Raw genomic sequence first — 25,549 nt, forward strand, 5'->3', positions numbered from 1 at the left:
CTGCTCTCATGACATGGGGCAAAAAGACCAACAAAAGACTTCTGGCGGTGACGGTATCTATTGCCCTCCACGCCCTCCTCCTCGTTGGCCTCATTCCTTCAAGCGGTTCAACTTTAGCCAATGTGTCGACAACGGGGGAAGGTGAGTCAGAAGCCGAAGGCATCCGCCTCGATCTTGTGGGCATTGAAGACGATGGCGCGGCGCCTGCGCGCGCTTTCCAGGCGCCCGCTGCGCAGTCATCCCCTATGGATACTTTCATGCAGATGACCGACACGACCGCGCCTTCGTCGGAAACTCCCTCCAACATATCCAATCCCGCGAAATCCATCAGCGAAGCATTGGGTGAGAATCCCTTTGAAGCTCAGCCCGGCGCTGCGGCACGAACGGCAGCGGAAAACCACGTAAACGCGAACAACACGTCGGTTAAAACGCCCAATGATTTATGGAAAGCGATTGCGCCGTGCTGGAACAGAATTGCCGACAAGAACACATTGCCAGTCGTCCTTGAGGTCAGTTTTTCGCCGATGGGCAATTTGGCCAAGCCTCCGACCATACGCAGAAACACGTCGATGCCGATCACCGATCAGATGTTGAGATCGGAAAGCCAAGCCATTTCGGCTCTATCACAATGCGGACCCTACCTCATGGTATTTGGCCAGGAGAACGTCAGTGTGGGTTTCCCAAAGAAAAGCTGATGGCTTAACAGATGATAAACTCGACGAGCACAAAATGGGAATTTTCTTCTGTGACGGGCGGTGTCGATGAATATTGGGCCTTTCTGTTAACAGACTTTTCAAGCGCTTGCGGAACATTCAAATTGTCTTATTTCAGGTATCTTATCGTCTAGCAGGGTGTTGAAGAAGTCGGCCATGGGATGGCTTTGAAAGTGGTCTCGTCGCCATTTAGGTAGCTAATTTCACCGATTAGGGAACCATCGGTCTGCAACTCGGCCCAGCCTGTTCCTTCGACGTGGTCGCCTTCGTCACCGCCGCTCCAATCGAAGTCAATTCCGCTGGGTGTGTATCCTATGTCAAGGCTAGCGTTCATGGCTCCATATGCCATTTCAGCATTCCCCTTGTCGTCGATCTCAATAAAAGCGGGTCCTGACAGGTCGAGATAGTCCCTGTCCCACAGGGCTGTCTCGACGATCCGCCACTTTCCCAGAAGCCTCATGTCGATGCCTGCAACAGTTTGGGTAATCGCACGAGATTGTAGGCCGCCATGGCGAAGGTAAAGCCCCACCCGACGCGATCTGTGCCTTTGAACCGCGTCTTTCGGGAGTTGCCAACGGTCTTCAGCCAACCGAAGCCTTCCTCGATGCGCTTACGTATCTTCTGGCTCATGGCGTAACCGGCATGACGGGTCGTGCGCCGATCAATGTTCGAGCGTCGGCCAGTATCATTCTGCGCGACGTGAGGGCGAACGTTCATCGACTTCAGTTCATTGACGAAGTCCTCGGCGTCGTAGCCCTTGTCGGCCCCAAGGCTGATAGCTTTGGGCCGGTCCGCACGCGGTTCGATCATCGATAACGCGGCAATGCGCTCGGCATGACCGTTTGCTGTGGTCATACGGGTGTCGACAATCAGGCCCGAGCGGTTCTCCATCAAGGTATGACCCATAAAGCAAAGCTTGGCCTCCATGCCCGGCCCTTTGCGGTAAAGCTTCGCCTCAGGGTCAGTCGTACTCTCATGGGTGTCGTTGGAGCGTTTTTGGCCTTTAAAATCGACATCAGCATTGCGACCACCCGAGCTTGGTGCCGGTGGGTCTTTGTCATCCTGCGCCCTTGCCTTAAAGCTTTTCATTGAAGCCCAGGCTTCGATCAAAGTGCCATCGACGCTGAAGTGGTCCGTTGAGAGCAAACGTTTTACGCGCGGCTGTGCCAACACGGCGGCCAAAAACTTGGCCGCAATCTCGCCTTCTAAAAGACGGTCACGGTTTTTAGAGAACGTCGAATGGTCCCATGCCGCACCGTCGATACCCAAGCCAACGAACCAGCGAAACAGCAGGTCAAACTCAAGACGTTCCATAAGCTGACGCTCCGAACGGATCGAGTAAAAGGCTTGCAAAAGCATGGCCCGCAGCAGCATCTCAGGGGCGATCGAGGGACGCCCCATGCCAGAGTAGAGCTTGGAAAAATCAACTGTCAGCGTCTCAAGAGCCGCATCTGACAGTTCGCGGATCGTCCGCAGCGGATGATCGCGGCGGACACGAGCCTCTATGTCGACATAGGAAAATAGAGAACCACTCCGACTGTCTGAACCACGCATAGCACGTCCTCGAACCTAACCATGGACCAAGTGAATCATGCCGAAAGTTCCGCCGCAAGTGACTTCTTCAACACCCTGCTAGGCCAAGGCCGACGAAGAGCCCGAATTATGGTCGATTATTTACAAGAAACTCAGTCTGCGCATCGCCTCTATGGCAACTGCAAGTGCAGATTAAGAATGTTCGATTGGCTCGGTGAAAATGCCGTATACTAACTTGGCTTAACACTCAGATGCTTCCTGCCCGCACAAGGCCCAAGCTCCAACATTTGTTCCACGAAAACCATTTGCAATTATCAAATTTTAGTTGAACGGCTTCTTGCCACATGTCCCACATTTATCAGCAACCGTTAATGGAATGAATGAAATTCCGACTTTGGATTTTGACGCAAATTTTGGCTGTACGACGTTTGCCCCGCAGTGTCGACATTTCGCCAGAATTACTGGCAGATCGATTGTTGCGATTACCAAAGCATAGAGAAATGGCAGTATCGGTAAACCGAGTTTGTCTCCTAGTAGCCCTACAACAAATATCCCCGGAACGGATATATAAGTTAAAATTAAAGCAAATTTGATATAAATTCTCATTTTAACATCCAGCATTATATATTGCGGGTGCATTGAAACCCACCTGTCCACCAATATTTGCATTAGCTGTGAAATCTGGTCCTCCGCGAGCAGCCGCCGCACCCCAGTCCCCTTTATTAGAGCCTAGCAATGAATATGAGCCGCTGCCACCAACCAGTAATTGACCGGAAGCTGTCGCCACAACATTTGCTGTTACGGGGGGTTGCGCCCCATTGCTTCCTTTTCCAAAGCCTACATTTGGTCCTTTACTAACACTTCCATAAACCCCGCCGCCGATGCCCACTCCCACTCCCACGCCCAACGTTATACCGATCTGCCCATTTCTTGGATTGAAGGTTAGTCCAACCGAACCGCTACCACCAAGGCCTGCATAGGCATCAAAACCGGCCCCAACCCCAAGCTGTGGAGCATTGCAGAGTACGTCCTTGAACGTAATAGTGCCGATAAAGCGCCCTATTGAACTTATTATCAGATCCGGTTGATAAGCCCAGGGGTCCGAGTAACTAGATGCGCTCGTCCAATTTGATTGCCAGTATCCCCATGGGTTCCCTCTAGCATTAGAGGTTTTTCCTGCGTAAGTTTCGATATCGTTTTGGTAGCCCAAGTACCTTGAACCTTCAGCACAAAGCGAAACCGGGCAGCTGTCGCCACCGCCACCTAACACAGGATGATACACACCATCTGCTCCACCAAAATAATTTCCATGACCAGTAAAATCACACGAAATGGCTCCGTCAGAAATCACGCGAAATGCACAGGCCCGAAGGATCAGTGCTATTCAATGGATCGTTTCCGACATACGCATACCAGTTCATTCCGTCGGAGTAGCCTAATGGATCCGTCTGCATGAAGCGACCAAGGCTTGGTGCGTACATGCGGGCCTTATAGTAGTAGAGGCTTACATCCGCGAGCCACACTTGCCCCGTGTAAAGAAAGCGGCTGTCAATTGTACCGTTGACTTTTGTTGGAAGGCCGTACGCATCGTAGATGTACTGCGCGAGTGTCGCGCCGGTGTCACCATTAATGGAAACGATTGACCCCCGCTCGTCACTGGCAAAGAAGCGCTTATCGAAACTGGCGCCGTTTTTCTCATACCATATCAACGGTTCGTCGTTGCCTGTGCCATGGACATAGCGGCGGACGATAACTCCCGAACTGTCGTACTCCGCAATTAAATTCACGCCATCATATAGGTACTGTCGCATCGCGCTTGAACCGGAACTTGCCATCCGCAATCTGCTCTCAGCGTCATATTTAAGCGTCGCGCCTGAGGTCGTCGAAATCAGCAGGTTAGAAGCGCTGTAGCTATAGGTCACCGCGCCGTCTGAACTCAAATTGCCGCGAGCATCATAACCGAGCGTGCTGGTACCCGCCGCAGTCATATGGTTGAGTCCATTAACGCCGTAGGTCGTAGTTCCGGCTACCGGCGCCGGGGGGTCAAAAATTGCCATGGAGTTGGAACGACTATTGATTTGGTCGGAGATAGTGTAGCCGAGCGTGATCGTGTTGCCTGGCAATGCTATCGTTTGCATACGTCGACTGGTGTCATAGCCATAAGACGCCAGTGTCAGTGCAGAGCCGTCGGCTTTTCGCGCCGTTGTTGAAGTCCGGCGGCCATAGTCATCGTAAGCGAAGTTGAGCGCCGACGTATTACCATCAACGCAGTTCGATCCGTTCTCGCAAATTCGAACCAATTCATTGGCATCACTATACCTATAAGTAACGTAGAATCCGTCGGGATAGGTCATTTGGCTGCGGCGGCCGATGGCGTCATACTGATAAGTTAAGGTCTGGTTCGTTGTTGTACTGGCATCTGCCGCCGTTAAGATATTCGTGGTCGCGGTCAACAACCAGCCCAAGGCATTATAGGTGTAGGCTTGCCGGGCCTGCGCTGCGTTGCTGAGTTGGCTCCACGTACTATTGCTCTTATGTTCGATGACCTGATCGAAGTTGTCATAGACGTAACTCTCGGCGACAGGCCCACTTTTCGATGTCAGGCGAAGCGCACTGTCGTAGCTGAACATAATCGTCTGATTGTCTCGCAAGGTGACCGTATTAGCAACGCTTCCCACCGAGCCTGTGCCAGTAACAGGCGCTGTGCGATAAGTCGTTTGCTCGCAATCGGTCGTCGAACTCTGGTGCAGAGTACTGGCTAGGGGATAACAGGTTTTAATCAAGCGATTGAACGTATCGTAAGTATAACTTGTTCTATTACCTTTGGCGTCTTCTACCCAGAGGAGATTTCCCGTTGAGGTGGCCCCACTGGTATCAAAAGACTTCAGCGAATCTGTACGCGCAAGTGTCGTGCCATATCCTGACGCCGTGCTCAGTAAAAGTCCTGTGACGTTATCATAATTATACTTTGTAATTTGATCTTTTGTCTCGCTGCCAGAGGCCGTTCCAAGAGAGCAGGCGCTCATATTGGATAGGTTGGCAAAATCCGCAATTTTAAAACGCTTTGCATCGCAATCCACCCTGAACATGGTGTCGTATGAGCGCTGACTTACAACTTTCGGCGTCCCGGTCGAAGCGCCGATAAAGTGACGAGAGATCGCTGGAAGCCCTGCCGCGTTGAATTCGATCGTGTCACTAGCCTGAATAGTCATCGAACCGAGGTCGGCGTAGGCCTGAGAATTTCGCGCCGCCGCTGTACCTCCGGAATAGGTCGAAGTTGGAACTGTACCTACATCCGTCCTCCAGGCCCGCCCCGCCCCATCGTACCAAGTGTGGCTTGCATGACGCTGGCGCGATCCAGATGAACCGTCCGGATCAGGACCAACAGTGCCCTCCACACGCCCCAAGGCGTCATAAAAGGTGTAGATTTCATCAACGGCACCGGGCATCGGCCCGTCGCTAACCACCACAGCACCATTGTCGTTGTAGGCTACAGTGGTTGTCTGAGCTAGGCTGCTATCGCCTCTGCTGACCGTCGTAGAAACCGGCAGGATGTTGCCGCCCGCAGCGTAGGCAGTCGTCGTCTTACGCTCGTCAATACCCCCTACGCAACCGGCCAAGCTCTGAGCCATACAACTTGACGTACCTATCTGGCGCCAAATTTGAGGCTGGTTCGACACCGTGGCATTGGGATATTTGGCCGTCGGCGTCTTCAGTTCGTAAGTAAAACGGGTCTCGGCTTGCACGCCATTGACGCTCGGTCTCCGGACCTTTGCGACTTCACCACTGCCGGAATGGTATTCGTAGTCCGTGCGGATGCCATTGGTGTCAGTGACGCTCAATGGTTTGTTGCAATATCTATAGTTTCCGTTTGTGACCGTCGGCGCGTCGCAGCTCGTCGCATAGATCGCCGTTGTAACAATGAGATTTGTGGCGGTTTCGTACACGCCCCCTGTAATTCCGTTCTTTGGAACAACAAAGGTCTTTTCGATGTTGCCGCGAACACCATACTTGTACGCTGTGAAGCCACCTGTTGATTCGCTGCCGTCAGGATTTATAACCTTAAAAACCCTGTCATAGCCATCGTATCTATATTCGGACTTCCGATTGGCTTCGTCTATTTGATAAATTATCTTCTTTTTACTATATTCAAAACCACTTTTTCTAACCGATCCGTTCGGAGCCTGCACCGTTGCCACGAATACTGTAGGCGTGACGGTATCATATCCATAGGAATAGGCCCAAGTAGAGGTACCAATCTGAATTGACTTAACACGTCCGGTGTAGGCGGTGTCGGTCGTAGGGTATAGCGTAACTGTTTTTGTTGGCCCGCCAGGAACGCTGATAGTGACCGTATCTCCGTTGATTGTGTAGCTGCCGATCGTCGTCCCATTCTGCGCCAGTGTCCGAGTTCCGCTGACAATATTAAGACTGGCGGCGGGAGCCCCAGAATTGGGCGTGCATGACGACGCGACGCACTGGCTGAGTGTTGTGTTCACGGCTGTTACACCTGTTACTACGTAACTGCTATTTACCGTGTATTTGAGGGCCCAGCCGAGTGAGTCATTTACAGTATTGATGGCACGAGGCGAACCATTTGAATCGTTGTAGTAGGCGATATCTGTCACCTCGCCGGCGGGCGAGGTGATTTTAGTCATAACCCCCTTCTGTCCCATTGCGGATCCGACGTAGACAACCTCCGTCGTATCGGCGAGCTTAAGGGTACAAGTGGCCTGGTAGTCATTTACCTGCTGCCCTGTGAAGCTTCCGCAATCGAATTTGGCGGGTGTCGGCACGCCAATCTCTTCGTAAGGTCCCGCACTAAACGACGCGGGATAGGATGGGTTCATATAATACCCGCTGCCCAGAAGGAAACGCATGACCTTGCCTCGAAAACTTACAAAGAGCCAGTAAGTCCCTGCCGGATACGCAGACCCCATAACAGCAGTGCCTTCGAAACCAACCACATAGCTCCCAGTGAAGTTATCAGTTGATACGACGGAACGATTGGACGCCTTTAGGAAAGCTTGCCCCGTGCGACTGATGCCGGCGGTCGCGACACTAAGGTCCGGAAGTGACAGATTGCCGGTCGCCAAATTGACACCGTTCTGATCGATTGCGCTGAGAAGCGGTGGCTGTTCGATCGATTGGGCTGTTGCAGCAGGACCGAATGCTAGTCCTGCCAAAACACCTGCCGCCAAGATGGCGCCCGTTACCGTTTGACGCATAGCTGCAAGCGTTATCATCCCCATTCCCCCATGGACCGCGTTATTTGGGCCAAATCGAACACAATTGCGGCTATCTGGCAAGGTCGCCAATATGGAGCATTTGTGATATTTGCTCGCATACAGGGCAAATAATTGATATTTTACAACTTATTTTTGTAAAATAATTTGCTTGCACGCTTTCGAATTGCCCCCGAATATCTGCAAGTTGGGGTGGAAAATTCGAGGGGCAATCATGCAACACAAGGCAACGGCGTTGACGCTACGACTCACAGGTCTGGGGTCCAGCCTTAGGGCGCTTTCTGCGGGCGTTTGCATGCTCGCCCTGCTTGCCACACCTGGTTTGGCTGGCACCCTGTCCTATTCTTACGACGACTTAGGCCGAGTGAAACGCGTCACGTATCCGAATGGCACCGTTGTCGATTATTCCTATGACTCCGCTGACAATCGCACGCAGGTGGTGCGTACGCCGCCGGCACCGAGCGCTGGCAACGTCTCGCTGACCACGGCTTACAATACAGCAGGCACAGTCGCCTTGGCGCCCGCCGGGTCGTGGACCTCACTTTCGGTCGTGACGACGCCCGCCAACGGCACGGCCTCGATATCCGGGTCTAATGCCACCTTCACGCCGAACGCGGGCTATATCGGTTCGACCAGCTTTACCTACAAGGCGAGTGGTGCCGGCGGAGATAGCGCTCCTGCGACCGTTAGTGTGACAGTTACTGCACCGGCAATTCCCACTGCGGGCAATGTGTCAATGACGACCGCGTACAATGCGGCAGGTTCGGTCACATTAGCGCCTGGTGGTGTCTGGACATCCTTATCGGTTGTTTCGCAGTCACCAAACGGCACGGCGGCGATTTCTGGAACGACGGCCACTTTCACACCAAACGCAGGGTTCATTGGCACCACAAGCTTTACCTATAAGGCGACGGGGCCTGGCGGCCAAAGCTCTTCGGCAACCGTCAACGTCACGGTCAACGCGCCTGCCGCGCCGACGGCGGCCAATGTCTCGTCGTCAACCAACTACAACACAGCGGCGTCGATCGCGCTTGCGCCAGGCGGTATGTACAACTCGCTTGCGATCGCCTCACAACCTGCCAATGGGACGGTTTCCGTTTCCGGAACGACGGCCACTTTTACGCCGAATACGGGCTTCATCGGGAACACCAGTTTCACTTACACGGCGTCCGGGCCCGGTGGCACCAGCGCACCTGGCACAGTTACCGTCAGCGTCGCGGCGCCGGCAGCCCCAACAGTAGGCAATGTCAGCCTCAGTACAGGATATAACACGTCCGGTACCGTGGCTCTGTCGCCTTCGGGCACTTACAGTTCACTGGCTATCGCATCACAGCCAGCCAACGGCTCAGCCTCCGTATCGGGCACTACGGCGACCTTCACGCCCAATGCAGGCTTTTATGGCAACACCAGCTTCACCTACACGGCCACAGGCGCGGGGGGAACAAGTTCGCCCGCAACCGTCAGTGTTAATGTTGCCACGCCACCAGCCCCTGCCGTAAGCAACGTAACTTTGAACACGGCTTACAATACCGCGGGCAGTGTCGCACTTGCACCCTCTGGGGTTTATAACTCCCTGTCCGTTGCGTCTCAGCCTGCTAATGGATCCGCTTCGATCTCCGGAACTGCGGCTACCTTCACGCCGAATACAGGCTTCTATGGAAACACCAGCTTCACCTATACGGCGACTGGCCCTGGCGGGACAAGCTCTCCAGCCACGGTGAGCGTGAACGTTGCGATACCCGCAGCGCCCACCGCAGGAAACGTGTCGTTGACGACGTCGTATAATACGGCAGGGTCTGTTGCTCTGGCACCTTCGGGCGTCTACACATCACTCGCCGTAGCCTCTCAGCCTGCCAACGGTACCGCTTCGATTTCGGGAACGACGGCAACCTTTACACCCAATTCAGGCTTCAGCGGAAACACGAGCTTCACCTATACCGTTAGCGGACCAGGCGGCACAAGCGCTCCCGCGACAGTTAGCGTCAATGTGCCGGCCTATGTTAACCAGCCACCAATATGCAACAACTGGCAACAAAGCTCTAGTTACCCGGCTCCGCCATATGGCCCGAACTCGATTACCCTTAATATTCCTGCTGCTGCATATCTTTACCAATGTCATGATCCTGACGGCGGAACTCTCTCGTTAGTTACTCCGACTATGCCCTACCCAATCACCGTGGTTCGTGGTCAGACGCGCTATGTTTCGTTTACCGTTTCTGACGGTCAAGGGGGCAGCAGCACAGCCACCCTTACAGTCATATTCCAGCCGTAGCTTGCTCATGAATACATTGAACTCTAAGGCGATCTAAACGCAAGCGGTGTCGTCCGCGGCATATTCGAGCGGTGAGGTGGACCAACAATCGTTGGGCAAGGAAATTGCCGTCGCGAATGGCGCTGCGTTTTTGATTGTTCAATCAACCTTACGCTGGCGAATCTAGCCGCGCCATTACCTGCCTCCTGGCGCCCGCACGCGCCCAAATTCCTAAATTTTCTAACCTGACAACTTCAAGGGCCCATTTCAGGAAAACACAATGCAATTCACCTCACCTATCTGTCGCCTTGCCTCAGCAAAGACGGCGGTTGCCGCTGCGCTGGTTGCGACGACTCTCTTCGCGGGGCAGCCCGCGCATGCCCAGCAGTATGCGAAGTTGAACATGCTGTGGGAGGTTCGTGTCAACGGAACCGATTATATGACCTCGACGAGCGCCACCGAACGCGATCTCTATACGTCTCGTGGCGCCGTAGTTATACCTGCCAGCGACAAACCTGGCCGGCACCGCAGCGTTCAACCGGTTGTATAATGGCACATTTGACCATATGGACTCGGTCCACACCGCAGAAGGTCCCTACTTCTTTGACACCACACTGGGTTACTCTTGGACCAGTCCGACGGCTGCCGCCGGCCTGACGGAAATCTCGCGTGCCTATAAGGCCAGAGGTAACCAAACGTGCATTTTTGTAGCATAAGCGGACAAATCAAGAACGGGTTCCGGTGCGCTATGCCAATAAGTGTGGAGTTGTTCTGCGGTTGTTGAGCAGCCTCAAGACGTAGGCAGCCCCCGCCAGCAGCGCAAGTGGTACGAACGGCCACGCCCAAGCAAATATCGACCAGGTCTTCTCTCCACTAGCCAATCCGAATACGGTAAGTGTGGTGGCAATTACCGCTACACCTGAGCATGCTACGGCAAACAGCTTTGGCCGCCAATTGATGAGGAACACTGCGGCGGAGATATTGAATAGGCCCATACCAAGGTTAAATAGCATAATGAATGGCGCGGCCCTGAAGTGATCAGCCGCAGCTTCCACCTGGCCATTCGCAAGTAGTAGGTTATGGTAGTAATCTGGCCGACCCAATAAAAAGGCTATTGCGTTTATGCCACCTATAAGGAAGAAAACTCCATATAGGGCCGTAACAGATCCGACACTCCATCGCCCGAGCGAAGTGATGAGTTTCATTGAATTGATCCTTTGATGAACGGCTGTCCATAAGCAGCCAATGGCGAAATCTATAGATTCGGAGTTTGATTTGATGAGGAGGAACTCCTGCCTCATTGCCTCCCCCCAATTGGATCGGTTGCCAGGCAGTATATGTGCCGCCAGAGCTATTAAAATGGAGGCCAATTTCATGCGCTGGCCGCCCTTGAAGGATTGCGAATGACGACCAATTCTGATCGTTGTAATAACGCGAGGGCCAATCCAGCGCTGGTTAGGCGGTAGGCATGGCGCGGCGGGCGCCCAGGCTGTGCAGCGGGGCGCCATTCCGCCTCAAGCAGCCCTTGATCGTGAAGCCTAATTAGTAGCGGATAAAGGGTGCCCGACTTAAGCTCCGTCTCTTTCAACAAGTCATATCCATAGCGCCAAGCCTGGGGCTGGCTTATAAGTACTGAAAGGACCGCACGGGTCTGATGTGAAATATTAGGCGCTCGTGTCATTCCGTCACTCTACATATGTAGATAATGAAGTCAAGCTCCCTGCTGCATTAGCGCAAAACATGTGTTTTCCGTCACCTTACCAGCCTCAGCGAAACTCGAGCCGTTTGTGCACTGATTTTGAGCGACAAACCCTGTCGGAATGGATAACTATACGGAAACTCAATTCTAGGTGATTTCCGTATATGCTTATTGGATACATGCGCGTTTCTTCGGAAGGGGAGCGCCAAGTGGTCGACTTACAGCGCGACGCCCTCGTGTCTGCCGGCGTCGATCCGCGCCATTTGTTCGAAGACCACACCAGCGGCGCCAAACAAGATCGGCCCGGCCTCAAAAAGGCGCTGACCTATTTGAAGCCAGGTGACTGTCTGGTTGTTTGGAAATTGGATCGGCTGGGTCGATCACTGCCGCACCTCTTGACCATTGTGAATGACTTGAAGGCCAAGGGCATCGCTTTCCGGTCGTTGACAGAGCAAATGGATACGACCACGCCGCAGGGTGAGTTCCTGTTCAGTGTCTTTGGTGCCCTGGCTCAGTATGAGCGATCGCTGACCCAGGAGCGGATCATGGCCGGTCTCGCAGCTGCCAAGCGCCGTGGCCGACGCGGCGGTCGTCCCGTCGCCATCGATGCTGAAAAAATGACGGCCATAAAATCTGCCCTTGACGGTGGCGCCACCAAAGCCGCCGTATGTCGGACCTTCGGTGTAAAGCGCAGCACACTTATTGACTCATTGACGCGCGGAGGATGGTTGCCAGGCAGCAAAACGCACGGAGGATAAAATGTCCAAGGGTCCTATATTTACAGCAGACCAGCTTTGCAGTTTCTACGACCCAGCCATTTCTCAACGTGATCTGATACGGCACTACACATTACAACCTTCTGACCTGATGCACATTCGTCGTTGCAGGGGGGACCATAACCGATTGGGATATGCGCTGATGCTTTGTTATCTACGCTATCTCGGAAGGCCATTGCTCGAAGGAGAAAAGCCGCCCCAAGAGACCATCGACTTTATCGCCGGTCAGATTGACGTCCTATCAAACGAGATTGATCAATATCTCGAACAAAGTCGACGGCGGCATAGCGCTCTTTTGCAAAGCGCGTTGAATCTTCGCCCCTTCGGAACCGTGCCAGCCACAGAGTTGCAGCGGTGGCTTATGCCTCACGCTATTGAAAAGGACCAGCTCGGTCACTTGGGCGCCCTGATCATGGCGGAATGTCGGAATCGCCGGATCGTTCTGCCACATATAGGGAGCCTTCAGCGTTTATGTATTCGCACGCGCATCGAGGCACGCCGCGAGGTTTACAGACGTCTCACCGCAGACCTCACAGGTGATCACAAATACCGGCTTGACCAACTGACCTCTCTCCGAGGCGAGACAACGCAGACTTGGCTGGGTTGGCTTCGCCAGTTTCCCGAGAGTTCCAAGCCGACGGCTATGCCAGCGCTTCTGCAGCGCCTGGATCACCTGAAACGCTTGAACATCGATGTTTCCGTTGGGGGCCGTGTGCACCAAATGCGCCTGGTACAGATAGAAAAGGAGGGACGGCGGACGACAATACAGCATATCGCCCGCTTGGACCCTGATCGTCGGCACGGCACTCTAGTTGTCATTTGTGTGGACCTTCGCGCCCAGCTTACGGATCAAGCCATTGAGCTGTTCGAACGCCTCATCGGAACGATGTTCCGCAAAGCCCAGGGACGTCATGACCGCGAATTCCGCGCCGACGGCCGCGCTATCAATGAAAAGCTGCGCCTTTTCGTTAAGGTTGGCAAGGCGCTTGCGGCAGCCAAGGATGATGGCCAGGACGCCTTCGACGCGATGGACGCCGTCGTCCCTTGGGATGACTTCTGTAAGAGTCTTGTCGAAGCGGAGGCATTGTTGCGTCCCGCAGACTTTGATGCTGTCCAAATCCTCGACCAGCAATATGCAGGTATCAGGCGCTGGGCACCGGCGTTCCTGGAAGCCTTCAGCTTCGAAGGTGTCCCCGCTGTCGCGCAGTTACTCAAATCTATCGCGCTCTTGAAATCACTGAACCGTTCAGGTCGTGGCGGCCTCCCGCAGGATGCTCCGACCGGCTTCATAAAGCGTCGCTGGGCGCGCTATGTCTGGACTGACGGCATCCTGAACCGCCGGCACTATGAACTGTGCGTGCTGTCTGAATTGCGCGAGCGTTTGCGTGCGGGCGATGTATGGGTGGTCGGCAGCCAGACCTATAAGAGCTTTGAAGAGCGGTTGATCTCGCACGAAGACCTTAAGACGCTGACCATGACAAACGCATTGCAGATCAACGTCACATCGGATTTCGATGCGTTCCTCAAAGACCGTCAGGCACTTTTGAACACGCGATTGGATCAAGTCGAAGCCAAGGCAAAGGGCGGCGAGCTTGTCGACGTGTCTCTGGACAAGGGAAACCTGAAAATCTCACCGATCGAGCGCTCAACGAACCCGCAAACGGACGCTATGGTCAGCCGCTTATACAGCCTGCTGCCGCGTATTAGGATCACCGACCTATTGGCTGAGGTCAATGAGTGGACGAACTTCACAGATGCATTCACGCATCTGCGTAGCGGCGAAAAGCCTGAAAGTCCACAAATCGTTATGGCAGCGTTGATTGCGGATGGTCTAAATCTCGGTCTCACGCGCATGGCTGAAGCCTGTCGAATTGTCAGTTTGGGGCAACTCGCATGGGCGGCAGACTGGCATGTTCGAGATGAGACCTATGCGCTTGCGCTTCAAGTCCTGGTCAATGCCCAGCATAGTCAGCCGCTTGGAACGTCGTTTGGTGCCGGCACGTCGTCTTCATCCGATGGGCAATTCTTCCAGGCTACAGGATTTGGCAGGGATTCCGGCCGGTTGAATGCGCATTACGGGCAAAAGCCCGGCGTTAAATTCTACACCCACATCTCCGATCGGTACGCGCCGTTCTATACCAAGGTGATTGCAGCTACCGCCAGCGAGGCATTGCATGTCCTCGACGCCCTGCTTTATCATCAAACCGAATTTACGCCGGCCCGCCACCATACTGATGGAGGGGGCGTTTCGGACCATGTCTTTGCTCTGTGTTCCTTGTTGGGCTTCCAGTTTGCGCCAAGAATCCCTGATCTGAAGGATCGGCGTCTATATGCCTTTGAGAAGCCGTCGACCTATCCAACCTTGGAGGGCCTGATCACCGCGAAGATCGACGTCGAGCTCATCCAGGCCCATTGGACAGAAATCCTGCGTGTGGCGGCATCAATCCGAAGTGGTCAAGTGACGGCTTCGGTTATTATGCGGCAGCTCGCGGCCTACCCGCGACAAAACGGCGTCGCCACGGCCTTGCGGGAATATGGGCGGCTGGAACGCACCCTGTTTACGCTCGATTGGCTGGAAGACCCAAGTTTACGCCGTCAGACCACGCAGGAATTGAATAAAGGGGAGGCTCGCAATAGCCTGGCGCGCGCAGTTTTTCTGCACCGTCTCGGCGAGATACGCGATCGCACTTATGAAAATCAACAATACCGCGCCTCCGGTCTGAACCTACTGGTTACAGCCATAATCCTTTGGAACACGAGATATCTGGAAAAGGCAGTGAAAGAGGTGCGAGCCCAAGGTGAGATCATCGACGACGCCTTATTGGCCCACCTATCGCCGCTGGGCTGGGAGCATATCAACCTCACTGGCGACTACATCTGGCACGACGCCGCGGAAATCGCGCAGCGGCCAGATGGTACGCGCGAACTAAGAGTTGTTCGGTCGCGACCGAGGATCATAAGGTCTGCGGCATGATGTTCTTGATTTGTCTGTCTATGCTACAAAAATGCGCGTTTGGTTACCGCCGGCCCTTTCCGCATAAGTGAGAGACATAAAAAACGATGTGCAGACAAACACTTAAGGCTGGTCGGGAGACAAGCCTTTTATCTTGCGCATTCCCGCTTTGCCCTCACCAGAGGTAAGGTGGCATCACACCGCATGCGCGGGGTTATAGCTTTTTCACTTTTAGGGGTTCGATAAATTTAAAAGGACCGCCCTCTAAACCATTAAGTGTTTAAGCATAACGAACGTGCTGATGATCACTGGCCCTAACGAAGAATATCCGCAGGGAGGCGATGCCTAGTTAACCTTTTTCAACCGACTTGCTAGCCATTCTTGCGCCAGTTGGGGGATTTTTTCGACTAAATCACCGTCTTTAGTACTCCAGACTATGTAAACTGGATCAATACCAACCTTGTATTGAGCGAGGACGCAGACTGCTTCTCGGATGTTGGCGTTATCCGAGGTATAGGCAACATAAACGGCGTTTGACAAAGCAAAATCATCACTGTTGTAAAAGCGCAAAGCAAAAACTGATGCCAGTTTCAGACTGCCATAGGGATCCCATTCAACACCGTCAATAAACCTGAAAATACTCGCCCAATAATCTTTGCTGCCTACACTCCTTTCGGCCGACAAGCTGATAGCTAGTGATGAAAGATCAGGATCGGCACTTGGCCTAATTCGTCGCGTTATAAGGCTCAAATCTGGAGCTCTGTAAATTTCATCATACTCACTCAGCAGTTCGTACAGACGGAAATCATCGTCTGGCAGTTCTAACAAAAGCGCTTCTATTTCTATCAATGTCATTTGCGAATCCGTAATTAGCGCATATATGACTCAACTCTAGTGATTGTATCATTTACGCGATGCATTTCTTGTCCCAGCCTACTAGCTTCTTCGTAGTTTCCCGAACGAACTGCGTCGCCTTGTTGCCTTATAAGCTGGCTTTCGTAATTGCGTAGTTGGCCTAAAGCCTGATGGACCTTGCTTACATGATCGTAGCGGCTTCCATCTTGTTTGAACGAGGTCTCGTCGCCGTTGAGCTCCCGGCGCGCCCCTTCCAGCGTGCGCGGATTAAGCCTACTTGCAATAACTTTGTCTAGAGTGGTAGGCGCGCCCCGGGGGCCTGGTAAGGAAGGCGAAGGTGCCACAGGCGTATCGACTGGTTGGCGCGGCGCAGGTGGAGCACGTCCTGGTGCAACCGCCTCACGAGGAACCTGTGGAACCACACGTGTCGGCCGCGGCCTTATTGGCGCCATACGGGGGGGAGGACGGATCTGTCCCTGCGTTCCTGTGGGATCCGTTGCGTTAACCGGATCATTCGCCACATAGGCATAGAGATCGAGGTCATCCTCTGACCCGATGGGGTCAGTTTGTAAGAAACGTCCTGCCGCTGGGTCGTAAACGCGAGCCTTGTAGTAATATAAGCTGGCCTCCGGGAGAGAAATTTGGCCGGTATAACGGAACCTCGCACCAGACCAGCTTTCGGCGTTGTTTGCATTTTTAGGCTCGCCGTACGGGCCGTATATATATGCTTCGGCTAAGGCGCCTGACGCATTGCTGTAGCCTATAATACTGCCTTGCTGGTTCGTGTAAAAGTAACGGAGGTCGCCAGTGCCAGCCCCTTCGTACCATGCGACAGGATCATCAACACCGCCCCCATGGATGTATCTCCTTATTAGAGCACCTGCACTGTCATATTCGCCTATAAGATCGACGCCATCATAAAGGAAGGTTGTGATAGTAGAGCCTGAAATATATTTGTAGAGACGGCCCTCCGGATCATACGCCAAGGTCAGAGAAGCGCTTCCTCCCGTGGCCGTAAGCAGGCGATTCTCGAGATCGTAAGTTAAAGTGCGGGTACCATCATAGGTCATATTCCCACGTGCATCGTAACCGCCCGTGAGCGCTGCAATCGTCGCATCACGATTGAGGCCGTCAAAGGTTTTGCTGGTCGCCGCAGCCCCAATTTGTTTATAATCATAGATCGTCGTTGACGCGTTCCAGGCCATCAATTGTCTGGCGGGATTATAGTTTGAGAACGACCACGAGATATCGTTCGCTGTTCCCGCAAAGTCGTTTGTCATTGCGATCAGGTGGTCGGCGTCATCATAACTATAACTTGTTGTTCCTCCCCCTTTAACTATCGCAGCCACGCGCCCCAGACTGTCGTAGGTCTGAGACACCAACCCAGAATTCGCGTTCATGCCGATACTGACAAGGCGGTTGGTATTGTCCAGTCCAAACCCTGCGTAGTTGTTATCGGGCCAGGTTATTCGGGTAGCGGCGGAAGCGGCATTATACTGATAGGATAGCGTTCGGCCATTCATGTCCGTGGTTGACGTAATTCTACCCAAGGCATCATGTGTGTAAGAAACACCTGTGCCAGAAGCGGATACAAAGCGCTTGTATATGACATCTCCCAGAAGGTTGTAACCTGTGTAGACGTCACTGCTGGTCCCAGAGGGCAAGTCTCTTACAATTTCTCTTGCCAGGGCATCGAAGGTATAAGCGATTGTATTGCCGTCACGCCTACGCCACGAGGTTTTATTTCCTTTTGCATCATATCCAAACAATTCGTAGTCCGAAACGCTAGATGTGCCTGCGCCGGAGGTGGTAGACGGATATTGCAACTTCAAAATGCGGTCGAAACCGTCATAGGATAAGGACGTAAAGTTTCCATTGGCATCTTGTTCTGATGCCTTTTCCCCGTTAAGCGTGTAGGTATAACGTGCATATTTTTGATTCAGATCGCCGACACTGCGATCAACTTCAATAAGTTGCCCCGCTAAGTCATAGATGTTTTTGCTGATGCGGTCGTCGCCGTAAATGCCTGTGATGCCTAATAGACAGGCATCTGCGGGAACCGAAGCATAAGCAGACGCATTCATTCTTGTTGCGGTGCAAACAAGCCGATTTTGCCCATCATAACTGTATTGAGTGACTTCTGTTACAGTTTCCGCGAACACGCTTTGCGCGGCGGAGCCCAGGAAGCTTACCAGGCCGATTGCAGCAATCACACTGTTCCAAATCTGACGCTCGCTCATGGCAGCACCGTCTCAGTCTTAATCAGATTTCCGGCGTAGTCATATGTCATCCGTTTGAATGATTTTACGATAAAATCTGATCCATCCGTAGCTGTACCTGTACCGCTCTCTGTCTTGGTTTCGCGACCATCCAGATCATATGTGTGCTTGATCACACTCCTGGGCAGTCCTCCTGTACCATCAGGATCCGGACCAACCTCAAAGATTACATGCCTGGCCTGATCATATGTTTTATAAGTTTTGTCATCGATATCGCTGCGCGGACCGTCCAAAACTGTGATATCCCCCAAACTGTTAAACGTCTGGCTTCTCGTTTCAGCGAGCCCACTCAGGTCTGCAATAATTGTTACGGGATTTCCGTAACTATCGTAGGCTGTCTTGCTAACGAAAGTCTCGGCTGCCGTCACTTTTGAGGTTATAGTCTCCGGGAGACCGGCTGCAGTATAGGTATAAGTAATTTGGGGCCGAACCGAAGTTCCGCTGACCGCATCAAGAACAGATGGTCGCTGTACCTGTAAAATTTCACCTTTTCCGTTACCGGACTGAACGTATGAGATATCTGTCACATTGTTGAGGGCGTCCGAAATGCTTGTCGGCTTATTGAAAGTCGGGTCGTAGGTTGCGGAAACCACCCTGTCTGCCAATCCACTTCCAGGTTTGGCTATTGAACGGCTCTCCAAGATATTACTTTTCAGGTCGTATGTGAACTTCGCAACATTGCCTTCCGGGGCTGTCCGCGTGAGAACACGATGCCAACTGTCGTACTTTGCAGTGGTTCTCCGCGACAGCTCATCGATATATGTTTCGGCATTTCCGAGTTTATCATAGTACACCTCATAGGTTCCACCGACTGGATCCTGCCGTTCTCCCCAGCGACCCGGCGCTATGTAAAATGCCGTGGCGTTCCGCTCGCCAGGTGCGGCAATTGCCTTTCCGTCGTAAATCTTCGCTACCTGCCAGATATTGTCGTATTCAATTCGTAGTGTCGCTGACCGTGAACTCGCCTCCTTTGCCATCTCAACAGAATCATAGACTTGGCGTATGCGCGGCGTAGCCGATGTTTGCATAACAGTCGGCGCACCTGTCCAAATCACGCCATTACCTACGAACTCATATTTTAAGGTACGTGCACCGGGTAAATTCACGGTATCGAGGGTGACGCCTTTGTTCCCATAAATGCGAGTTCCTAGCTGTCCTCGCGTAAAGGTGACTGTCTGTCCGGCGTTGTCCGACACACTTGTCAAATCTTTGATGCTCCCACTTATTCCATCGTCCGCATAGGTAAAGGTCAGCTGTCGGCCGAAAGTGTTGGCAACGTTTGTGAGGAGGTTCGCCCCGGTGAGCCCATAAGTAAACGACACCGTTTGGCCATTTGCCGCGACCCAGCTAGTCGGCAGAAAATATGCATCCCGATGCTCTGCGTTGCCGACAAATGCATTTGTCGTGTCTTGGGCTTCACCTGGATATTTTGGGCGATCCTTGTTGATAAAGTTAATTGTATCTCCGCCGGAGCCACTCCACGTCACAGAGATTCCTCCATAGGTCCAGTAACGAGTGAAAGCATTGTTTTCCCACCCAACGCTGCGATCACCTATGACGTTAATGGACGACGCCGAACCCGCCGGAGATAACCAGATATTACCTGTGCCGGTTGGAACCCTCACAAACTGTTCCAGTGTTTGCCCACGACGAACCGACAACACGTTAAAATCTAGCTGTCGACGCCACCAATCATTTATCAGCAATGCCTCGACTTGATTCCGCGTCGCAAGTGGTCCCGATTTATAAACATCCTGCATAGCATAGAAGGCGATCAGACTAGCGACGGCTGCACGGCCCTGGCCTTGCCCCATGGCTTCGTTCCCGGAGCCTGAGAACTGAGCAGAGACATCCCAGTTATGTGTCCAACCGTCCGGCAAGCCATAAGTTGCCCCCTCCCCACCTGTAAATTCCCGCTGAAACCACAGAGCCCCCGCGCGCGAAATGTCTCCCACGACGAGGTCTGGCTCTTGCGACAGATTAAATTGACCATTCGCTAAACTAACGCCGAGTTCCGAGGATTTATCGATAAACGTGTCCTTCAGGATGTCAGCAGCCGTCTTAGCATCATACTCTCGGCTGCTCTTGACATTGCCGCCGCCTCCGCCACCCTTAACAAGCGCTGATGCATCCCTGACCATGTGCCGGAACTCGGTTAGATCATCACTTGTTGTAACCCATGCGTTGCCCCGCCCAAATAGATTGGGCTGGAAGAACCCGCCCACGGCAGCACTCGCTACGCCTGGTCCAAGCCCAGTCGCGGAAACAGTGGAGCCGGAACAGCACACCTCAATCCCCAGAGTACGGCCGGCAGTCTGAGCATATGCCCATTGGAGATTGGTTGCCGCGACACTATCGACCATTGCCATCTGTAGCGGGACCGGGGAAGCGCAGGTCAGGAGCGCTGTTCGCTGGCAACTGTCTTGATTGCCGAAATTGTTAGCCCAGGCAAACCTCGAAGCGGTAGAGGTCGAGTCAACCAATCCTGCCTGTTGTTCGTATATCGAGCCTTCCAGCGTAGCTGATGCCGCCGCGATGGCTTGGCGCAAACTGGTTTGAGTTGACGTATCTGCTATGGTTGATCGTACCGAAGCGGCCGTGTCAACGGACAGGTGCGTATATTCGTTGATTATCGCAACATTCTCGTAAACAGGATTGAAAACCTCGGTCGTATTGCCGGGCCGGTCGGCCTGAAGCCTTGGCGTGCCAAACGAGACACCGAGAATGGCGTGCTGAACAACTGCCCCACTTGCAATTCTCGCCTGAAGTTGAACCATACGACTGGTCTGATCAAGCCATGCGTCTGCAACGCGCGTCTTAATATAGTCAGATCGAAAGAAAGGACCGGAGTCCGAAAGAGACAATCCACTCGGACCCGAAATAACAATGTTATCGGAGTCGCGAGCAACGGTGGCAGCATCGGGATGCCAGGTATCAATTGGAAAATAGGTCCGTTGCCCATACATTTCTGGTCCGTGGCGCGAAGCCAGGCCCCCCGTAACATTGCCTATACCGAGAACCACGGTAAACGGCTGTTGATAGGGAATATCGAACTCCATAGACTTATCAAGGTAGGCGCCATTGCCTGCCGCATAAGGATGGTTAATCGAGAGGATAATATAGCCAGCGCCTCGGTTTAGGGGATGTAGGGGCCGGGTCGCGCCCGGCTGGGTAAGTGTGGCGGTCTGAACAATAGTGTCGTCTATTTTCAAATTCAGGACAAACGTACGTATCGAAACCCCATTTTCGCCGGTATCTACCCAGAAACGATGACCGTATATGTCATCCGTATAGTAATCAGTCGCACCGTCAAAATACTCCGTCACAGTTCCATTTGATGCCGTCGCATCATAAACGAGGGCATCAAATTTAAAATTCAGTTTTTTGCGATACTGATTGGGTATTCGAGCATTGCCGGACCAGACCGCTCTAGTGGTCCCGGCATAGGCGAGTGTGGGATGCCTCCACCCGCCGGCCGGCTTGGCTTCTTCGATGAGCGTGAAACCCCCGGTAATGTCGTCAACACTAGAAACCGGCTTGTTGTTGTTGATCCAGTTCAACAAATTGCCACTGTAAGAGGCGAGGAGTGAATCCGCACCTGATGCGTTGAACCCTTTGACTGTTGGCACCCCGCTGAGAGTACCAGCGGTCGCGCTGGTTTCGAACGTAGCTGTCAATGCGCCGGCAGTATAACCCATGCCAGTTGCCAAAGCCGTCCCCGCAACATGGCTGTAAGATTTGTACGAAGGGTCAAACAGATAGGTTGCACCCGAGATTGTCGCGGCAACGACCGGCTGCAACAACGTGACAGATGTGGACGTCGAGGAGAATGGCGTGCCGGTGTCGGCGAGGTATTGGAGTAAGGAAGAGCTGTTGTATGTTCCGTCAGCCGCACGGAATCTAAACCAATCTGCCATCTCGTCCATTGAATGAGTAACGTCGACCAGACGATACTCAGCTGCGACGCCCCCACTTCTCAGAAGCTCCACCATGAGTTCAGTCTGATCGAAGGGCGTTCCGCTCTTATCAAGAAGAGTACCCAATATACCCTTTCCCGAACCGAACATTGTTTCTGTGTCTACCGAGTTGCGTACAAAGTCATAAACCCTATCGACGTAATCCCCAGGATTTGACGTAGCCGTTGCAACTCCCAATGCGTTTGCGAGCGAGAGAAATTCTGGCGGATAGACACTGCTTGCCGGCGATGCAGTGTGTGTTGTCGCGGATCCGTAATACGCCATGGCGTCTGACGGGGTGATCTGGACGCCCTGCCCTATCTTGAAACTTGGTGTCTCAATTGTTTGAGCCAGTACTGGGAGTCCGGACAGCGTGGCGCCCACTAGCCCGAGACCAGCCATGAGTGCCAGGTGATTGCAGGATTTCAAACCCTTTAATTTTGAATAGGTCCGCGACATTATACACCCCAAAATCCATGCCCGGCAGTAAGGGCATTCGCTAAAAATATCTGTTCTTGACTTCCGGCCTTGCCGCGTGTGGCCGCAGAAACTCATACAAACTGGCCTGTGCAGGTTAGTAAGTACCCGTAATAGTTCCGGAATTGCTGATCGTGACGGCATATCCATTTTTCCGTACGGCGTACCCCGCCACACCGCCGGCACTGCTGAAGTCCTCGCCATAGCCGGTGGACCCCGCCGTCGCCGCACCGCCGCCTTTACCGGCGTTCCCCGCAGGAGAACTGGTTCCGCCGGCGCCTCCGCCACTTGTGGTACCCACGCTGCCAGAATTTCCAGTTCCACCGGAGCCGGTGGCGCCCGTGCCTGCTCCCCCGTTGGGGAAGCCGCCCCCGCCCCCGCCCCCACCCTTTTTGCCGGCACTTACGAGTGAATAGCTGCCGCCGCCGCCGCCGCCACCGCCGCCCTTCACTGAGCCCCCTGAAACGACAGTAATTGCTATCGGCGCCTGCACATATATCGCATCGCCACCCGCTCCCCCGGCTACACCCGCTACCGAAGCGCTTCCGTTGCCGCCCTTGCCACCGCCGCCGTATACATTTCCGGCGATTGTCAAAGTCAGCGTCACCCCTGATGGCCAGGTTCCCGTATCCAGGGCATTTCCACTTCCGCTGGTGCCGAGTATCGTCGTGCCGCTTGGCACTGTGAATTGATAAAGGACGTTCGCTGCGCCGACATATCCGCTGTTATTTGCGATGGTTCTCAAATTGCCGGCCGCAGTCAGCGTAATGGAATAAGTGGGCTGTGCTTGCACCGTGACCGTCACAGTTGCGGTAGAGCTGGTGCCGCCGGGCCCTGTAGCCGAATATGTGAAGGCATCAGAGCCTGTATAGCTTGCGGTCGGCGTATAAGTAGCTGTCGTGCCGCTAATTGATACAGAACCATGGGCAGGAGACGTAACCACAGCGACAGAGGTGTAGACACCGCTAGGCGTCAAGCTGACTGTTCCGGCCGTGTTGTAACTCACAGCGAGAGTTTTAGCTGATACGGTCGGTGCCGGAGGGTTGCCCACGGTGACCGTCACGGTCGCGGCAGAACTCGTGCCGCCGGGCCCTGTACCTGTATAGGTGAAGCTGTCCGAGCCATAGTAATCTGAGGTCGGGGTAAAGGTCGCGGTCGTGCCGCTAATTGATACAGAACCGTGGACAGGAGATGTAACCATTGCGACAGAGGTGTAGACCCCGCTAGGCGTCAAGCTGACCGTTCCGGCCGTGTTGTAACTCACAGCGAGAGTTTTAGCTGATACGGTCGGTGCCGGAGGGTTGCCCACGGTGACCGTCACGGTCGCGGCAGAACTCGTGCCGCCGGGCCCTGTACCTGTATAGGTGAAGCTGTCCGAGCCATAGTAATCTGAGGTCGGGGTAAAGGTCGCGGTCGTGCCGCTAATTGATACAGAACCGTGGACAGGAGATGTAACCATTGCGACAGAGGTGTAGACCCCGCTAGGCGTCAAGCTGACCGTTCCGGCCGTGTTGTAACTCACAGCGAGAGTTTTAGCTGATACGGTCGGTGCCGGAGGGTTGCCCACGGTGACCGTCACGGTCGCGGCAGAACTCGTGCCGCCGGGCCCTGTACCTGTATAGGTGAAGCTGTCCGAGCCATAGTAATCTGAGGTCGGGGTAAAGGTCGCGGTCGTGCCGCTAATTGATACAGAACCGTGGACAGGAGATGTAACCATTGCGACAGAGGTGTAGACCCCGCTAGGCGTCAAGCTGACCGTTCCGGCCGTGTTGTAACTCACAGCGAGAGTTTTCGCTGATACTGTCGGTGCCGGAGGGTTGCCAATAGTTACGGTCACGGTCGCGGCAGAACTCGTGCCGCCGGGCCCTGTAGCTGTATAGGTGAATGAATCCGAACCGTAAGCCGAAGCCGTTGGCGTGTAGGTCGCAGTGGTGCCACTAATATTGACGATACCCTTCGTCGGACTTGCAGCCAAAGACACTGAGGAATAAACGCCGCCAGGCGTTAGACTCACCGTTCCCGCGGTATTGAACGCTACCGACAAGGTCTTCGGGGTAACCGTTGGCGCGGGCGGCGCAGCGATGGTCACAGAGACCGCGCCCGTCGCCGTTGCACCAACTGCGTCTTTAATCGTGTAAGTGAATGCGTCGCTGCCGGCATTTCCGGAGGTTGGCGTATAGGTAATAGACGTTGCGCTAAAGGCGGTCGTACCTCTAGAAGCCGCCCCTACGGCTGTTACCGTCATACTGTCCCCATCAGCATCCGTATCATTTGATCTAGGGTCAAATGTAATCGCGGTCATGTAAGGTGTGGAGATCGTATCTATATTAGCTATGGGTGCGGAATTCCCGCGAGCGCTAACAACGCTCACACGATTTCCCGCCATGTCATAGGTAAAACTTACCAGGCTTCCGTCCGGATACACTGCGGAGGTGACACGCCCCAAACTGTCATATGTGTAAGCACCGTTGCCGGCGTAGACTTCGCTCGGACAAGTCAGCAGGGCACAAATAACAAGAGCCAACAAAACTAAGGCACGAATCAAAAATTCACATACGGTTAAACAACTCTGCCCCATGTAACCCCCAACCCAGCATTACCCCGGGCTAAATTACATTCACCCACAATGCCTAAGCGTAATTACACATTAAGGCTTCCGCACTGTCAAGAATTAAGGTAATATTTCACCTTTGAAATGTTTGACTTTCCGACAACTGTTGAATTTCCTAAGTAAGCGATGGGGTGGACGCTTCCTCTCTTGCTTGGTCCCCAATGACTGAACATTAAGGGGGCACAGGATTACGGCAGCCG

The 25,549-nt window shown here is 53.6% G+C and carries 14 protein-coding genes; 4 read left to right on the forward strand and 10 right to left on the reverse strand.

What is annotated here, in order from left to right:
- Positions 1–8 precede the first annotated feature (8 nt).
- Positions 9–695 (forward strand): hypothetical protein, encoded by a 687-nt coding sequence (locus ABQ278_RS19900; RefSeq protein ID WP_349322764.1) that lies wholly within the window; start codon positions 9–11, stop codon positions 693–695.
- Positions 696–843: 148 nt separating this feature from the next.
- Here ABQ278_RS19900 and ABQ278_RS19905 read toward each other — a convergent pair whose 3' ends face one another.
- From ABQ278_RS19905 to ABQ278_RS19920, 4 genes are all read right to left on the reverse strand, one after another.
- Positions 844–1,173 carry a hypothetical protein gene (locus ABQ278_RS19905; protein ID WP_349322765.1) on the reverse strand — a complete coding sequence of 110 codons (330 nt, stop codon included), beginning with the start codon at positions 1,171–1,173 and terminating at the stop codon, positions 844–846.
- A complete protein-coding gene (locus ABQ278_RS19910; protein ID WP_349322766.1) occupies positions 1,170–2,267 on the reverse strand; it encodes an IS5 family transposase in 1,098 nt (365 codons plus the stop codon). The genes ABQ278_RS19905 and ABQ278_RS19910 overlap by 4 nt, the downstream gene beginning before the upstream one ends.
- Positions 2,268–2,853: 586 nt before the next feature.
- A complete protein-coding gene (locus ABQ278_RS19915; protein WP_349322767.1) occupies positions 2,854–3,597 on the reverse strand; it encodes a hypothetical protein in 744 nt (247 codons plus the stop codon).
- On the reverse strand, positions 3,587–7,492 hold the full coding sequence (locus ABQ278_RS19920) for an RHS repeat-associated core domain-containing protein (protein WP_349322768.1): 3,906 nt from the start codon (positions 7,490–7,492) through the stop codon (positions 3,587–3,589). Before ABQ278_RS19920 ends, ABQ278_RS19915 begins: the two co-directional genes overlap by 11 nt.
- 151 nt (positions 7,493–7,643) lie before the next feature.
- Here ABQ278_RS19920 and ABQ278_RS19925 point away from each other — a divergent pair, with 151 nt between their 5' ends.
- Entirely contained in the window at positions 7,644–9,764 is a 2,121-nt protein-coding gene (locus ABQ278_RS19925; protein ID WP_349322769.1) for an Ig-like domain-containing protein, read from the forward strand.
- Between the two features lie 725 nt (positions 9,765–10,489).
- Here the strand turns inward: ABQ278_RS19925 and ABQ278_RS19930 are convergent.
- Positions 10,490–10,948 carry a hypothetical protein gene (locus ABQ278_RS19930; RefSeq protein WP_349322770.1) on the reverse strand — a complete coding sequence of 153 codons (459 nt, stop codon included), beginning with the start codon at positions 10,946–10,948 and terminating at the stop codon, positions 10,490–10,492.
- Between the two features lie 167 nt (positions 10,949–11,115).
- Entirely contained in the window at positions 11,116–11,424 is a 309-nt protein-coding gene (locus ABQ278_RS19935) for a PadR family transcriptional regulator (protein WP_349322771.1), read from the reverse strand.
- A gap of 182 nt (positions 11,425–11,606) precedes the next feature.
- Here ABQ278_RS19935 and ABQ278_RS19940 point away from each other — a divergent pair, with 182 nt between their 5' ends.
- A complete protein-coding gene (locus tag ABQ278_RS19940; protein ID WP_349322772.1) occupies positions 11,607–12,200 on the forward strand; it encodes a recombinase family protein in 594 nt (197 codons plus the stop codon).
- A gap of 1 nt (position 12,201) precedes the next feature.
- Positions 12,202–15,192: a Tn3 family transposase gene (locus tag ABQ278_RS19945; RefSeq protein WP_349322773.1), complete on the forward strand. Its 2,991-nt coding sequence runs from the start codon at positions 12,202–12,204 to the stop codon at positions 15,190–15,192.
- A gap of 324 nt (positions 15,193–15,516) precedes the next feature.
- Here ABQ278_RS19945 and ABQ278_RS19950 read toward each other — a convergent pair whose 3' ends face one another.
- The 4 genes from ABQ278_RS19950 to ABQ278_RS19965 all read right to left on the reverse strand — a co-directional run bounded on the left by ABQ278_RS19950 (position 15,517) and on the right by ABQ278_RS19965 (position 25,316).
- The gene (locus ABQ278_RS19950; RefSeq protein WP_349322774.1) at positions 15,517–16,026 is read right to left on the reverse strand and encodes a hypothetical protein; all 510 of its coding nucleotides are present in this window, start codon (positions 16,024–16,026) and stop codon (positions 15,517–15,519) included.
- Positions 16,027–16,040: 14 nt separating this feature from the next.
- A complete protein-coding gene (locus ABQ278_RS19955; RefSeq protein ID WP_349322775.1) occupies positions 16,041–18,266 on the reverse strand; it encodes an RHS repeat-associated core domain-containing protein in 2,226 nt (741 codons plus the stop codon).
- Positions 18,263–22,720: a hypothetical protein gene (locus ABQ278_RS19960; protein ID WP_349322776.1), complete on the reverse strand. Its 4,458-nt coding sequence runs from the start codon at positions 22,718–22,720 to the stop codon at positions 18,263–18,265. The genes ABQ278_RS19955 and ABQ278_RS19960 overlap by 4 nt, the downstream gene beginning before the upstream one ends.
- A 115-nt stretch (positions 22,721–22,835) precedes the next feature.
- Positions 22,836–25,316 (reverse strand): Ig-like domain-containing protein, encoded by a 2,481-nt coding sequence (locus ABQ278_RS19965; protein ID WP_349322777.1) that lies wholly within the window; start codon positions 25,314–25,316, stop codon positions 22,836–22,838.
- Positions 25,317–25,549: the final 233 nt, after the last annotated feature.

It is taken from the genome of Asticcacaulis sp. MM231, assembly GCF_964186625.1.
Taxonomy (GTDB): Bacteria; Pseudomonadota; Alphaproteobacteria; order Caulobacterales; family Caulobacteraceae; genus Asticcacaulis.